This is a genomic window from uncultured Campylobacter sp. (genome assembly GCF_963517995.1).
Taxonomy (GTDB): Bacteria; Campylobacterota; Campylobacteria; order Campylobacterales; family Campylobacteraceae; genus Campylobacter_A.
In genome coordinates, this window is sequence record NZ_CAUQHQ010000073.1 from 1 (window position 1) to 11877 (window position 11877).

The 11877-nt window shown below is 47.4% G+C and carries 15 protein-coding genes and 2 pseudogenes; 5 read left to right on the forward strand and 12 right to left on the reverse strand.

Annotation, left to right across the window (positions count from 1 at the left end):
* The first annotated feature begins 300 nt into the window (after positions 1–300).
* From RYL88_RS08130 to RYL88_RS08150, 5 genes are all read left to right on the forward strand, one after another.
* Complete coding sequence (locus tag RYL88_RS08130) at positions 301–1335, forward strand: metallophosphoesterase (protein WP_314990447.1); 1035 nt, start codon at positions 301–303, stop codon at positions 1333–1335.
* Positions 1332–2132: a phosphatidylserine decarboxylase gene (locus RYL88_RS08135; protein ID WP_314990449.1), complete on the forward strand. Its 801-nt coding sequence runs from the start codon at positions 1332–1334 to the stop codon at positions 2130–2132. The genes RYL88_RS08130 and RYL88_RS08135 overlap by 4 nt, the downstream gene beginning before the upstream one ends.
* Positions 2133–2141: 9 nt before the next feature.
* Entirely contained in the window at positions 2142–2507 is a 366-nt protein-coding gene (locus RYL88_RS08140; protein ID WP_314990451.1) for a hypothetical protein, read from the forward strand.
* 331 nt (positions 2508–2838) lie between these two features.
* The gene (locus RYL88_RS08145) at positions 2839–3510 is read left to right on the forward strand and encodes a hypothetical protein (RefSeq protein WP_314990453.1); all 672 of its coding nucleotides are present in this window, start codon (positions 2839–2841) and stop codon (positions 3508–3510) included.
* Positions 3511–3545: 35 nt separating this feature from the next.
* On the forward strand, positions 3546–3767 hold the full coding sequence (locus RYL88_RS08150) for a hypothetical protein (protein WP_314990455.1): 222 nt from the start codon (positions 3546–3548) through the stop codon (positions 3765–3767).
* Between the two features lie 332 nt (positions 3768–4099).
* On the opposite strand, the gene RYL88_RS08155 is transcribed toward RYL88_RS08150, so the two are convergent.
* The 12 genes and pseudogenes from RYL88_RS08155 to RYL88_RS08210 all read right to left on the reverse strand — a co-directional run bounded on the left by RYL88_RS08155 (position 4100) and on the right by RYL88_RS08210 (position 11875).
* Positions 4100–4837: a DNA alkylation repair protein gene (locus RYL88_RS08155; RefSeq protein ID WP_314990457.1), complete on the reverse strand. Its 738-nt coding sequence runs from the start codon at positions 4835–4837 to the stop codon at positions 4100–4102.
* Between the two features lie 220 nt (positions 4838–5057).
* A complete protein-coding gene (locus tag RYL88_RS08160; RefSeq protein WP_314990459.1) occupies positions 5058–5633 on the reverse strand; it encodes a hypothetical protein in 576 nt (191 codons plus the stop codon).
* Positions 5634–5664: 31 nt separating this feature from the next.
* Positions 5665–6099 carry a tetratricopeptide repeat protein gene (locus RYL88_RS08165; RefSeq protein WP_314990460.1) on the reverse strand — a complete coding sequence of 145 codons (435 nt, stop codon included), beginning with the start codon at positions 6097–6099 and terminating at the stop codon, positions 5665–5667.
* 137 nt (positions 6100–6236) lie between these two features.
* Entirely contained in the window at positions 6237–6560 is a 324-nt protein-coding gene (locus RYL88_RS08170; RefSeq protein ID WP_314990462.1) for a hypothetical protein, read from the reverse strand.
* 75 nt (positions 6561–6635) lie between these two features.
* A pseudogene (locus RYL88_RS08175) lies at positions 6636–6725 on the reverse strand (sel1 repeat family protein); the annotation flags it as partial.
* A 30-nt stretch (positions 6726–6755) separates the two neighbouring features.
* Positions 6756–6848 (reverse strand): annotated as a pseudogene (locus tag RYL88_RS08180) (sel1 repeat family protein); the annotation flags it as partial.
* A gap of 60 nt (positions 6849–6908) precedes the next feature.
* Positions 6909–7040, reverse strand: a complete 132-nt coding sequence (locus RYL88_RS08185; protein WP_314990463.1) for a hypothetical protein — start codon at positions 7038–7040, stop codon at positions 6909–6911.
* Positions 7041–7896: 856 nt separating this feature from the next.
* Entirely contained in the window at positions 7897–9000 is a 1104-nt protein-coding gene (gene ychF, locus RYL88_RS08190) for a redox-regulated ATPase YchF (protein ID WP_314990465.1), read from the reverse strand.
* Positions 9000–10451, reverse strand: a complete 1452-nt coding sequence (locus RYL88_RS08195; RefSeq protein WP_314990467.1) for a leucyl aminopeptidase — start codon at positions 10449–10451, stop codon at positions 9000–9002. The genes ychF and RYL88_RS08195 overlap by 1 nt, the downstream gene beginning before the upstream one ends.
* Positions 10429–11034, reverse strand: a complete 606-nt coding sequence (locus tag RYL88_RS08200) for a DedA family protein (protein ID WP_314990469.1) — start codon at positions 11032–11034, stop codon at positions 10429–10431. The genes RYL88_RS08195 and RYL88_RS08200 overlap by 23 nt, the downstream gene beginning before the upstream one ends.
* Entirely contained in the window at positions 11034–11582 is a 549-nt protein-coding gene (gene apt, locus RYL88_RS08205; RefSeq protein WP_122874170.1) for an adenine phosphoribosyltransferase, read from the reverse strand. The genes RYL88_RS08200 and apt overlap by 1 nt, the downstream gene beginning before the upstream one ends.
* A 20-nt stretch (positions 11583–11602) precedes the next feature.
* Complete coding sequence (locus RYL88_RS08210; protein WP_314990471.1) at positions 11603–11875, reverse strand: hypothetical protein; 273 nt, start codon at positions 11873–11875, stop codon at positions 11603–11605.
* Positions 11876–11877: the final 2 nt, after the last annotated feature.

Below are 11877 nucleotides of genomic sequence, written 5' to 3' on the forward strand. Positions count from 1 at the left end.
AATCAAATTTACATTTCGGCGCTACAAATCAACGCAGCATTAAGCGCTAAATTTATCCAGATAAGCTATCAAATTTACCCTCCGCCCGCACTGATATCGTCGCGTAAAAATGCGTTTCTAGCTTACGCTTTGCCTCTGCGTTTAAATTTCCTCAAATTTGCCGCGCTCAGTGGTTAGATATTTAATAATTTTGGCTAAATTTACGAAATGTTTTATGTTCTATCGTCTTTGATCATTATTTTTATGAATTACGTTTCTTATCGCGGGCTTTTCGCAGATGCCGCGCTCAGGCCGCTTGCTGTGCATAAAAGGGCGCTTGGGCTGTTTTTCCTGACGCTTGCTATCGGCGGCGTCGCGCTTGCTTTTTCGCTGCGGTTTAACTTTTTGGGACCTAGCCTTCGCATCGCCTGTTCGTTGATGTTGGCGCTGACGTTTATTATCTTTTCGTTCGTACTTTTTACGAACGTCGTCGCGCTCACCGCTCGTCCCGTAACCAAGCGCGCGTTTAGCGATAGTAGGCGTAAATTTTTGCGTCTTTATCTTGACGTCACGATACTTATTTTGGCGTTTAGCTACTTTTTTAGAGGTATCTTTAATGCCGTAAAATTGCCCGAAGTAAAAACTCAGGATATCGAGCTAAAGGGGCTAAATGGCGAGCTAAAGATCGCGGTTTTAACTGATATCCATCTAGGCGATTTTTTAGGAGCGGACTTTGCGCGGGCGGTAACTAGGCGCGTAAACGAGCTTGATGCCGATGCGGTCGCGATCGTGGGCGATATCGCGGATCTGCCACCGCACCGTTTGGCCGAGTTTATCGCGCCATTTAACGAGCTAAAGAGCAAATACGGCACCTTTTACGTACCGGGCAATCACGAGTACTATAACGGCATAGACGGTACGCTAAAAGCGATCCGAGAGACAACGAATTTTAAAATTTTAGGCAACGAAAACGCGCGCGTGGGCGGGGTAAATTTAGCCGGCGTTTATGATATCATCGGTTTAAGATTTAAGGCATACGAGCCAGATCTAGTCGCGGCTCTGGACGGTCGCGACGTAAATTTGCCTACCGTTTTGCTCGCTCATCAGCCTAAGTTTTTAAAATACATGGACGAAAGCGCGCCCGTGGATCTAGTGGTAAGCGGACACACGCACGGCGGACAGATTTTCCCGTTTTCGCTGCTAGTAAAGCTCGATCAAAAATACGTCGCCGGGCTATATAGCGCGAACAAAAATACGCAAATTTACGTTAGCCGAGGTGCTGGATTTTGGGGGCCGCCGGTGCGCGTGATGGCGCCTAGCGAGATTTCGTTATTAAGACTAAAAGGAGTTGTATGAGGGGACTTATTTCTAGGATATTCGGGTTTGTAGCGGCGGTTAGATTTCCGAGGGTTTTGCAAACATTTATCAATGAAAAATACGTAAGCGGCTTTAAAATCGACATGAGCGAGTTTAAGCAGCCAAAGGAGTACGAGAGCCTGACGGCGCTTTTTACCCGCGAGCTACAGCGTCCGCGAAATTTTGACGTTTCGCCGCAGGCCTTTATCAGTCCTAGCGACGGCACGTGCCTGGAGCGCGGAGTTAGCAAGGAGCTAAAAGCGATCAGCGTCAAGGGCCACGAGTACGGTATAGCAGAGCTTCTGGGCGATAGTATGGACCGCAGTGAGCGAGACGCCGAGCTAGAGTACGTAAATATTTATCTGAGCCCGCGCGACTATCACCGCTACCATGCGCCTTGCGATATGAGGATATTGTCCGCGCTTTATGTGCCTGGCGAGCTATATAGCGTGGCCGTTAGCGCGCTGCTAAAGGTGCCAAATCTTTATGCCAAAAACGAGCGCGTGGTGCTAAAATGCGAGCTTGCAAGCGGCAAAAAGATGTGGCTGGTCTTCGTCGGCGCGCTAAACGTGGGCAAGATGAAATTTGACTTTGACGCGCGCATACAGACAAACGCCTGCGCCGGCAACGTCGCGCTTTATGAATACGAAAATTTAAGCGCGAAAAAGGGCGAGCAGCTGGGGATGTTTGAGCTGGGCTCTACGATCCTCATCCTTTGCGAGCAGGGCGCGGTCAAATTTGATCTAGCAGCCGAGCAAAAGCTAAAATACGGTGACAAGATAGGAACTATCAACTAAGGAGGTGTGATGGGAACGCAACTAGTCGAACAAAACGAGCTAAAAGAGACGCTAGAGCTAAAAGAGCGCATCGAAAACAACACCGTCGTCGAGCTCTGGGAAAACAGCGAGGACTACGAGCGCCTGGCTAACGCGACGCGCAAGACCATGCGATATATCAACGACGAGCAGATAAAGAGCTTTGCCGATGCGCTAAATCAAACGAATGAAAAGATCTTAAATTTGACCTTTGAAGGCGTGAAAAAGCATCACGAAAAGAAATTCGAGCAGATTAGAAAAAGGCAAAAACTCTACGTCGCTTCGGCCTTTGCGGGCGGAGTTTTAGTAGGCGCGATAGGCGTTTGGTTAGCTTTTAGATTTTATTTGGGTATCTGATTTTCGGGCGCAGGTTTATTTCGGGCGCGCCGCTACAGCTTGCGTTTTGTTAGGCTGGCTTTGGGCGGTTTTAGCGGGTAAATTTAGGAGAGAAATTTTACTTTTAAGCGTAAAATTTAGATAGAGCGGACGAGGTTTAGCCTCCGTGCTTTGTCTTTGCCGCAATGCTATAGTAAATCTAAAAACAGGCAAAATTTAGCAGGCTATTTTAGCGTTTTACAAACCGCCGCGAGAGTAAATCTAAAAGAGGCTTACTAAGCGTTTTTAACGAGTCTGCTAGATTTTATCCATAAATTTAATCCGCATAAAATCAACTTTGCAAGGCAAATAGATGACGAAAAGCGAAATAAACCGCGAATCAAGGGCAGTATATCTTTATGCAGACGAACCGGAGCTTGGGGCGTCGCTACTTAGCGAGGTTGATTTAGAAGATTACAGCGTAGCCGTCTCGCATACGCAAGAAAGCCCTACGACTGCAAGTATGTTTGGCCTAGACTACGATCCGCTACAAAAGCGGCGCACCGAGGAGGGTGATGATTTGTCTTGGCTGGCGAAATTTCCTATAAAAACCCTTAGCTACTGTTTTACCGACTTTGATACGCTATATGATATACCTACCTTGCAGACCTTGTATCTGCTTCATTTTACGAGAGATATCGCTTGGAAAACTAAAAAGATTTTGGATTTTTCGCGTTTGCGCCGTTTAAAAACGCTTTATACGAACTGGAATAAATGCATGGTAAATTTAGGCGCTTGCCCTAGTTTAGAGGAGCTGCATATTTGGCATTACGAGGATGAGGATTTTAGCGACTTGGGACGCTGCGCTAGTTTGCGCGAGATTTGGCTGGTACAGGCTAAAACCAAAACCCTAAACGGCATAAGAGAGCTTAAAAATTTAGAAAAGATATCCATCTCCTACTGCCGTAATCTGCATAATATCGATGCGCTATCTAGCTGCCCTAAGCTAAAAACGGTCTTGATAAAAAATACACCAAGTTGCTAAACATAAACCTTGCGTCAAATAGTTTAGAAAGATTGATGTTAGATAGGGTGGCGGATCTGAAATTTTTAGCAAATACTCCTAATCTATCCGCTCTTTATTTTACCGACTTAAAAGACGGCGATATGGAGCCGATTTTGCAGAGATTTAGAAGTCCTTGGCAGGTGGACTTTTACCCGTATGAGCGCCCGCACTATCAGTATAGCAAAAAGCAGCTGCACGCCTTGCTCGAAGCTAAAACTAAACGTCAAACAGAGTAAAAATGAATATAAACGAATAAACACCTCCGAGGCTTAGCGAGATTTGCTCGCTAAATTTTTCATGAATACGCGCGGAAAAAACCGATTTTTCATCCGTAAAATCGCGGCGTATGAGCGATATTTGACGACCTTTATACCTAGCTCGTAGCGGCAACTTTGAGAAATTTCTAAAACTCGACCTTTCAAAAACGATTGGATTTTAAATAAAATTTGCCTGGCGGCGTAAATTTGGCGGCTAAATTTAGCTTTTAGGGTAGAGATTTCGCATGGCTTTACACTGCTTACGCTAGCTTTAAATTTACAAGTCGTTTACGCCAAATTCTCATTTGGGCTTAGATTTTTATCTTCCTCGTCGCGTGACGGATGATTTGCTGCGTGTTTTTGTTTTGCGAGCTTTGCCATCGCACGAGCAGCTCCTTTGCGGCGGCGAAATTTACCTTTAGATAGTCCGCGACGTTGTTTGCGACCGAGCGCTGCACGAAGCGCACCTCGTCCTCTTTAAGTATCTCCAGTACTGCAAAAACCGGGCTCGGATCGCTAATGAAAAGCTCCAGCCTGCTAGCCCACGGCAGCTTTGGTCGCAGACCCTCGGACGCTAGCCTGCGCAGGTGGAAATTTGACGAGCGCGCCCACTGCGTCATGGTTTTTAGCGAGTCTTGCGGATATTTTTTGATAAAGGCGCGCACCGCGTACTCGCCCGTGCCGTGCTTCGTGATTTCCCTGATCGCGCCCATTGAGGTTTCAAAGTCGTCTAGACCGTAGATTTCGATGTATTTTGCCAGCGGCAAAGTCCAGTAAAAGTGCTTAAACATGCCCGTTTCGTTCGGGTTTTCCTCGCCCAAAATCGCGACCAAAATCTCCGCCGCGCGCTTAAAATCCGGCGGCAAAAGTTCATTTAGCGCGTTTGCGTGCGCCAAAATCCTTTGCGAATAACCGAGACTCGGCGTGCTCTTTGCGATTTGCCCGCAGTAGCTCTGCGCGTCAAATTTAGGATAAACCGCTTTTATCTTTTGCGATAAAATTTGCGCCAAATTTTCTCCGAAATACACAGCCAGTCCGCCGTTTTCCATATTTTTCCTTTGGGTAGTTTTATCTAACGTTTAAGTAGGCATGAAGCGTAAATTTGCCGCCTAAAACCGATCGGCGTTAAATTTGAAGCCGTTACGCTCGTCAAATTTGACCGCTTGTGCAGTCAAAGCGTCAAATTTGGCGTGATTTTTTGGTCAAATTTGAAGCCCGCAAAGAGGGCGCTAAATTTAGCGGCGGCTAAAATAACGCCCGAAAGTAAATTTATTTACACTCGACCTGCGGCATTTGCGCTAAAAATATCGGCATTTTTTGCTTGATTAGCGTGTGAAATTTACTTCTATCGGCGATATTTAGGAACTTTAGCGCGTAGTGCGTGACTCTAAGCCCGCAGTTAAGGCTTTTTACGTTGATTAGATTGATCTCGTAGTTGTCAAAATCGGGGTTGCCCGCGATCGGATAGTAGATCGTGTAAGCTTGATACTCTTTATCGTTTATAGACTTGAAATCATACTCGGCTTTGCCGAACTGCCCGCTTTTTAGCGCGGTTATAAAGGCTCTTTGGTATTCGTTGATATCGGCGTTTTCATCGACGGTGACGCTTACTAGCTTGCTCCATTTAAAGCTGACTTTTTCATTCGGTAGATAAAATTCCGCCGTTCTTGCGTTTTTTTGCTTTAAGACGAATTTTTCGCCGTCTATGGCTACCTCGTTTGGTAGATTTACGCTATCTAGCGCGCTTTTTGGCAGCTCTATCTGCGTAGTTCTAGGCTGGGTGCAACCGCCTAAAAATAAACAAACGGCCGCCACGGCGGCAAGCGAAACTCTTTTAAAACTCATGTTTTTCTCCTTTATTAGTTGATTTTTTAAATTACATGCACTTTTTGGCTAGCCCCGCCTCGCACTCTTTTTCGTGCAGCTTTTGCGCCTTTTGGCGTAGTGCGGCAGCTTGCTTTTTATCGCTACTCTCAAGACAGCGCGCTAGATTTAGACACCCGCGCGCGTCGTCCTTTTCGCAAGCCTCGCGAAAAAGGCTCTCGGCCTCGTTTTCGTCTGCTTTTATCGCTTCGCCTACGCCTCTTTCATAGATCGCGCCCAGGTTCGTGCAGGCCGGTTTTAGTCCGTTGTGGCAGGCGATCCCGTAAAAGTTAAAGGCTTTTGCTATATCTTGCGCCGCATCCGCACCCTCAAAATGCGCATCCGCTAGACTCTCGCAAGCATCCAGCCGCCAAAGCAGGCAAGCTTTTTCAAAAAGCTCCAGCGCGCGCGGAATGTCCTTTTTTGCGCCGCGTCCCCGAGATAGCATCTCGCCAAGCTCGGCGCAAGAAGCTCCAAATCCGCCTTCGCAGGCTTTCTCGTGAAAATTAACCGCTTGCTTGCTATCTTGCCGCGCTCCGCCGAGCCCCTTTGCGTAGAGCTCTCCTAGCGCCGCGCAGTCGTTTGCTACGCCTGCGTCGCAGAGCTTTTGCCTAGCTCGTAGGCCGCCTCAAACTGCCCGCTTTGATACTGCGCCCAGCCGCCCTGTAGCTCGTCTAGACGCTGGCTACCCTCGCATTTGTAGGCATTTGCGGCGCAGGCCTTGTCGTAGTAGGATCTAGCAGCCTTGATATCCTGCGCAAAACCCGCCTCGCCGTCTTCGTAAAGCCTGCCCAAAGCCTCGCACGCTTCGTAAATTTTGCCCTCGCACTCAAGCGAGTAAAATTTGAGCGCGTTTTTTGAATTTTCCACTGCTTCATCGTTTTTGCCCTCCCAGCCGTCCTCATACATACCGCCTAGATAGTAGTAAACTACGGCGTATCCGCGCTCGCAGGCTTTTACGTAGAGGTCTAGCGCTTTGCTTTCATCCGGTGCGACGCCGCCGCCCGCTTCGTAAATTTGAGCTAGATTATAGCAGCTTAAACCAAATCCTTTTTCGCAGGCTTGTTCAAAAATAGCGGCGGCTTTAGCATGTTCGCCGCTATTTTAGTGTAGCGAAGCTAGGCTGTCGCATCCGCTTAGCTCGCCTGCGTCGCAGGCTTTTTGGTAAAATTTACCGGCTTTTTCGTCATCTTGCTTTACGCCTTTGCCGCTTTGGTATAAAAACCCAAGCCTTGCGCATCCGCGCGCCTCGCCTGATTAGCACGCTTTTTGCCAAATTTTTGCCGCCGTTTGCTCATCGCCCGAGTCGTAGGCGGTTTGAGCTTCGTCCGTCAAATTTGCGATAGCGAAATTTAGAGCAACAAGTATTAGCAAGAGCTGTTTTATCACCGCGCTCCTTTGTTAAATTTTACTAGCTTTATTTTTCTCAAATTTAATCTATTTTGCTTCTTTGTAGAGTTTGCATACTGCTGTCGATAGGTCGTAACATCTGGACGCACTACCTAAATAGTGCGACGATGCGCTAAAACTACGCAATCTTGGTATCCTTGAAAATTATTTGAGTGCGGAGTAAATTTGGCGCAGTTAGGTAAACGGCTATGATCTTTTTCAAATTTTTCCTTAAATTTAGCGCGAGTCAAATTTGAGCTACAAAACCCGCACCGAGCTAAATTTAACCGAGTTTTCAAAGACTAAAATTTTATGGTGCGGTTGCTAGAGTAGCCAAAAACTCCGATGCAAAAATTTATCTTGCCCGCGCTTAGGCTCTTAAGCTGCGCGGCAAGAAAGGGGGGGCGGTCAAATTTAGCCAAAAACCGCTCGGCTAGCAAAGCCAAATTTGACCGAATTGCGGTTCGTCGCTACGCAGCGCAAAACGATATGCTCCACTTGCTTGCTTCTAGCGGTCGCAATTGCCAAAACGCTATCTGCAAGGCTTTGGCGTAGATGATTTACCGCTTTTTTTAAAGAACGGTTTACGTTTCCGCAAACATCGTTTGCAGACAAAACTCGGTAATAAAAAGTAGCGGTAAAATGGCCAATTTTAACCCTAAATTAAGTCTGCCTAAAAGTTAAATTTAGCCTGCTTTGAGAGTTTGTTGCTACAACTGCAAAGCGATACGCCCTGCTAGTCTATTTTGATACAGGCGCCTTTTCTTGCGTTCTTAAAGAAAACGTTTTGCGCCCGCAACCGCCTTGCGGCGAAAATGCAGGCGTATAACGCCGCAAATTTGAATTTCGCCGTAGCTTAAACGTTAAATCTAAAATGCATCACGTCGCCGTCTTGAACGACGTAGTCCTTGCCTTCTAGGCGCATTTTGCCCGCCTCTTTGGCCGGGTTTTCGCCGCCGCACGCGATGTAGTCCTCGTAGCCGATGACCTCGGCCCTGATAAATCCTCGCTCAAAGTCGTTGTGGATGACGCTGGCGGCTTTTGGCGCTTTCCAGCCTTTTACGATCGTCCATGCGCGCACCTCGACGACGCCAGCGGTAAAATAGCTGATCAAATTTAGCTTCGCAAACGCCGTTTTGATGATCTTTTCCAGGCCGCTTTCGTTCGTGCCTAGCGAGCTTAAAAACTCGTGCGCCTCTTCGTCGCTAAGGCCTACTAGCTCCTCTTCGATCTTGGCGCAAAGCTTGATAACCTCGTGTCCCGAGCGCGCGGCAAATTCGCGAAGCGCCTGTACGTATTTGTTATCCTCCGAGATACCGTCCTCACCGACGTTTGCGCCGTAGATGACCTCTTTTGCGCTAAGCAGTCTTAGCTCTTTGTTTAAATTTATAAACGCTTCCTCGTCCTTGCCGCCGAAGCTGCTCGCGCTTTTGCCGCCATTTAGGTGGGCTAGCAGCGCGTTTGCCGTCTCAAGAGCCTCTTTCGCGCCTTTTGCGTTTGCTTTAGCTTCGCGGGTTAGGCGCTCGATTTTTTTATTTAGCTGTTCGATGTCGGCTAGGATGAGCTCGGTCTCGATGATCTCGACGTCCCTGACGGGATCGACGCCGCCCTCTACGTGCGTGATGTTTTCGTCCTCAAAGCAGCGCACGATGTGCAAAATCACCTCGGTTTCGCGGATGTTTGAGAGAAATTTATTTCCCAGGCCCTCGCCCGCGCTTGCGCCCTTTACTAGCCCTGCGATATCGACGAATTCGATCGTGGAGTATTGGATTTTATTTGGATTTACGATTTTGGCTAGCTCGCCTAGGCGCTTATCGGGCACCGGCACGACGGCTTTGTTTGGCTCGATCGTGCAGAACGGATAGTTTGCGCTCTCGGCGTTTTGCGCTTTGGTTAGCGCGTTAAACGTGGTTGATTTGCCGACGTTTGGCAAACCTACGATACCTACTGCTAGTCCCATTACAGCTCCTTTGCCATAGCGCATAGATAATAAAGATTCATTCGCACGCCCGCTCCCGTCGCGCCCGCCTGGTTATATCCCCAAGCTTTTTCGGTGTATGCGGGGCCTGCGATATCTTGGTGTATCCACTTGTCTTTAAATTCGTCTTTTATAAATTTATCTAGGAAGAGCCCTGCCGTGATCGCGCCGCCGTAGCGACTGGACGCCGTGTTGCTGACGTCTGCGATCTGGCTTTTGATCAGCTCGCGTAGGTGCGGGTTAAACTCCAAAATCGTATTTAGCTCGCCGCTTTTTGCCGCTTTTGCTTTAAATTCAGCCTTTAGCTCCTCGTTGTTACCCATTATGCCGCTTGTGTATTCGCCAAGTCCGACCACGCAAGCGCCCGTTAGCGTCGCCATGTCTATTAGCACGTCGGGTTTAAAATCCTGTGCGTAGCTAAGGCAGTCGGCTAGTACCAAACGACCCTCCGCGTCGGTGTTTCGCACCTCGATGCTAACTCCGCTGCGAGAGATCAGCACGTCGTCTGGTTTATAGGCGTTGCCGCCGATCATATTTTCGGTCGCGCCTAAAATAGCGTGAATTTCAAACGGCAAATTTAGCTCCGCCGCGCCTTTAATTATACCCATCGCCGCAGCCGCGCCGCTTTTGTCGGCTTTCATAGTCAGCATATAATCAGCCGGCTTTAAGCTAAGTCCGCCGCTATCGTAGGTTAGTCCCTTGCCGACGAAGATTATGCGCTTTTTTGCGCCTTTTGGCTTATAGATAAGATGGATGAGGCGAGGCGGATGGACGCTAGCTTTGTTTACGGCCAAAAATGCGTTCATCTTTTCTTTTTCGAGGAATTTCTCGTCGTAAATTTTGCAGCTTAAATTTGGACTAGATTTAGCTAGATTTTGCGCGTCTTCGGCCATTTTTTGCGGCGTGTAGATTTCTGGTATTTCGTTTACGACGTCTTTGGTGAAATTTGTCGCCGTAGCGATTATCTCGCCCTGAGCAAAGCCGTCCCGCGCGTCGTTTTCGCGCACGATCTCGCCGCTAAATTCCTCGCTGCTAAAAATAATCTCTTTAAGCGCGTATTTTTCTTTTTTTTCTTTGTATTTGTTAAATTCGTAAGCGCCCAGCAAAAAGCCCTCGGTTAGAGCCTGAAAGCTCATTTTTTGGCAGCCTGCGACGTATGAGGCTAGTTTTAGGCTTTTGACGTTTAGCGATTTTACGGCGTTATAGGCTTTTGCCGCGGCTATGCGAAGCTCGTCGTAGTCAAGCTTATTTAGCGGGACGTAAATCCTGCCGCTTTCTAGCAAAAGCAAGACGCTCTCGCCCTTATAGTTGGCGAATTTAAACGCCTTTTCGTCTTTTATAAATTTATGTTTTAGGTTTTTATCTACGACGAAAATCAGCTCCAAATCAGCCTTGATTTCGTCTAAATTTTTATTTACTATTTGAAATTGCACCTCTATGTTTCCTTTCGTTTAAAATTTTATTTTCTATGCGCTTAAAGCCGTAGAGCAAAGCGCCCAAAAACAGCGCTACTACCGGCACAGCGACGTACCAGTGCTCTTTTGCTTTGTGCAGGATATCGAGTATGTGCTCGCCTAAAATCCACGCGGGAATTACCGTGATCGCGGCCCAGCACCACGCGCTTATTAGATTGATGAGCGCGTATTTTTTCGCGCTGTATCCGGTTAGGCCTATGGTCATCGGTATGATGACGCGAAAGCCGTACATATAGCGCTGGATAAAGATGATCGGCCAGCCGTATTTTTTCAGCATTATGTGCGCGATGGCGAATTTTCGGCGCTGGGTATGAAGCTTTTTGGCGATATATTTTTTGTTATAGCGGCCTAGATAAAAGTAAATTTGATCGCCGACAAAGCCGCCCAGGCCTGCTACGAATATAGCCGGCACGATATGCATATGCGTTTGATGAGAGAGGATTCCCGCCATTATGAGCGCCATTTCGCCTTCCATTATACACCAGACGAAAAGTATGATGTAGCCGTACTCGATGAGTAATTTCGTAAAAAATTCTTCCATCATAGCTCCAAAATGCTGTAAATTTTAGTTAGCGGGCGTAAATTTGCGCTACCGCCCAGATCCTTTAAATCAATCAAAAAGCAGGCCTCTACGCAAACGGCGTTTGTTTGATTGATTAGCTCGACGCTAGCCTTAGCCGTGCCTCCCGTAGCGATTAGATCGTCGATTAAAAGCACCTTTGCACCCGCTTTTTCGCCGAATGCATCAACGTGAATTTGCACTTCGTCCACGCCGTATTCTAGGCTGTATTTTTGCGAGATCGTGATATATGGCAGTTTTTTAGGCTTTCTAATCGGTACGAAAGGCAGCCGTAGCCTAGCCGCCAAAGCTGCTGCGAATATAAATCCGCGCGACTCGATGCCCGCGATAAAGTCGATATCTGCGCCCTCGTATCTGGCAACTAGATGATCCATTAAAAAATTAAACGCCTCTTTGTTGTTTAGCAGCGTCGTGATATCGCGAAATACTATGCCCGGTTTTGGAAAATCGTTTATGCAGCGGATAGAATTTAATAAAAATTCCTTTCCCGCTTTGTCTAGTTCTTTCATTTTTTGCCTTTAAATTTGATTTATAGTAGCGCTTCGATTTTGCCCTCTAGCTCGCGGATGCGCTGGCGGAGTTTGTCGTTTTCCAGGCGGTACTGCGAGTTTCTGGTGCGAAGGGCGTTGGCATCGTTTTTGACTTTGTTTAGTTCGTCGGTGAGTATGTCGATGTTGCCAAGGCCGCGCTGGAGCTGGATTTGTAACTTGCGGATGACGACTTCGGTATCTTGGAGATTATTTTTCATAAAATCGCGCGTCGTGCGCTCTTTTTTAAGCAAGGTTTTAAAGTAAAACACCATAA

Bases quoted from the DNA above. Each gene is read 5' to 3' on its own strand.
- RYL88_RS08135 (WP_314990449.1), top strand. From the start codon at position 1,332: ATGAGGGGACTTATTTCTAGGATATTCGGGTTTGTAGCGGCGGTTAGA.
- RYL88_RS08140 (WP_314990451.1), top strand. From the start codon at position 2,142: ATGGGAACGCAACTAGTCGAACAAAACGAGCTAAAAGAGACGCTAGAG.
- RYL88_RS08145 (WP_314990453.1), top strand. From the start codon at position 2,839: ATGACGAAAAGCGAAATAAACCGCGAATCAAGGGCAGTATATCTTTAT.
- RYL88_RS08150 (WP_314990455.1), top strand. From the start codon at position 3,546: ATGTTAGATAGGGTGGCGGATCTGAAATTTTTAGCAAATACTCCTAAT.
- RYL88_RS08155 (WP_314990457.1), bottom strand. From the start codon at position 4,837: ATGGAAAACGGCGGACTGGCTGTGTATTTCGGAGAAAATTTGGCGCAA.
- RYL88_RS08160 (WP_314990459.1), bottom strand. From the start codon at position 5,633: ATGAGTTTTAAAAGAGTTTCGCTTGCCGCCGTGGCGGCCGTTTGTTTA.
- RYL88_RS08165 (WP_314990460.1), bottom strand. From the start codon at position 6,099: ATGCTATCTCGGGGACGCGGCGCAAAAAAGGACATTCCGCGCGCGCTG.
- RYL88_RS08170 (WP_314990462.1), bottom strand. From the start codon at position 6,560: ATGTATGAGGACGGCTGGGAGGGCAAAAACGATGAAGCAGTGGAAAAT.
- ychF (WP_314990465.1), bottom strand. From the start codon at position 9,000: ATGGGACTAGCAGTAGGTATCGTAGGTTTGCCAAACGTCGGCAAATCA.
- RYL88_RS08200 (WP_314990469.1), bottom strand. From the start codon at position 11,034: ATGGAAGAATTTTTTACGAAATTACTCATCGAGTACGGCTACATCATA.
- apt (WP_122874170.1), bottom strand. From the start codon at position 11,582: ATGAAAGAACTAGACAAAGCGGGAAAGGAATTTTTATTAAATTCTATC.
- RYL88_RS08210 (WP_314990471.1), bottom strand. From the start codon at position 11,875: ATGGTGTTTTACTTTAAAACCTTGCTTAAAAAAGAGCGCACGACGCGC.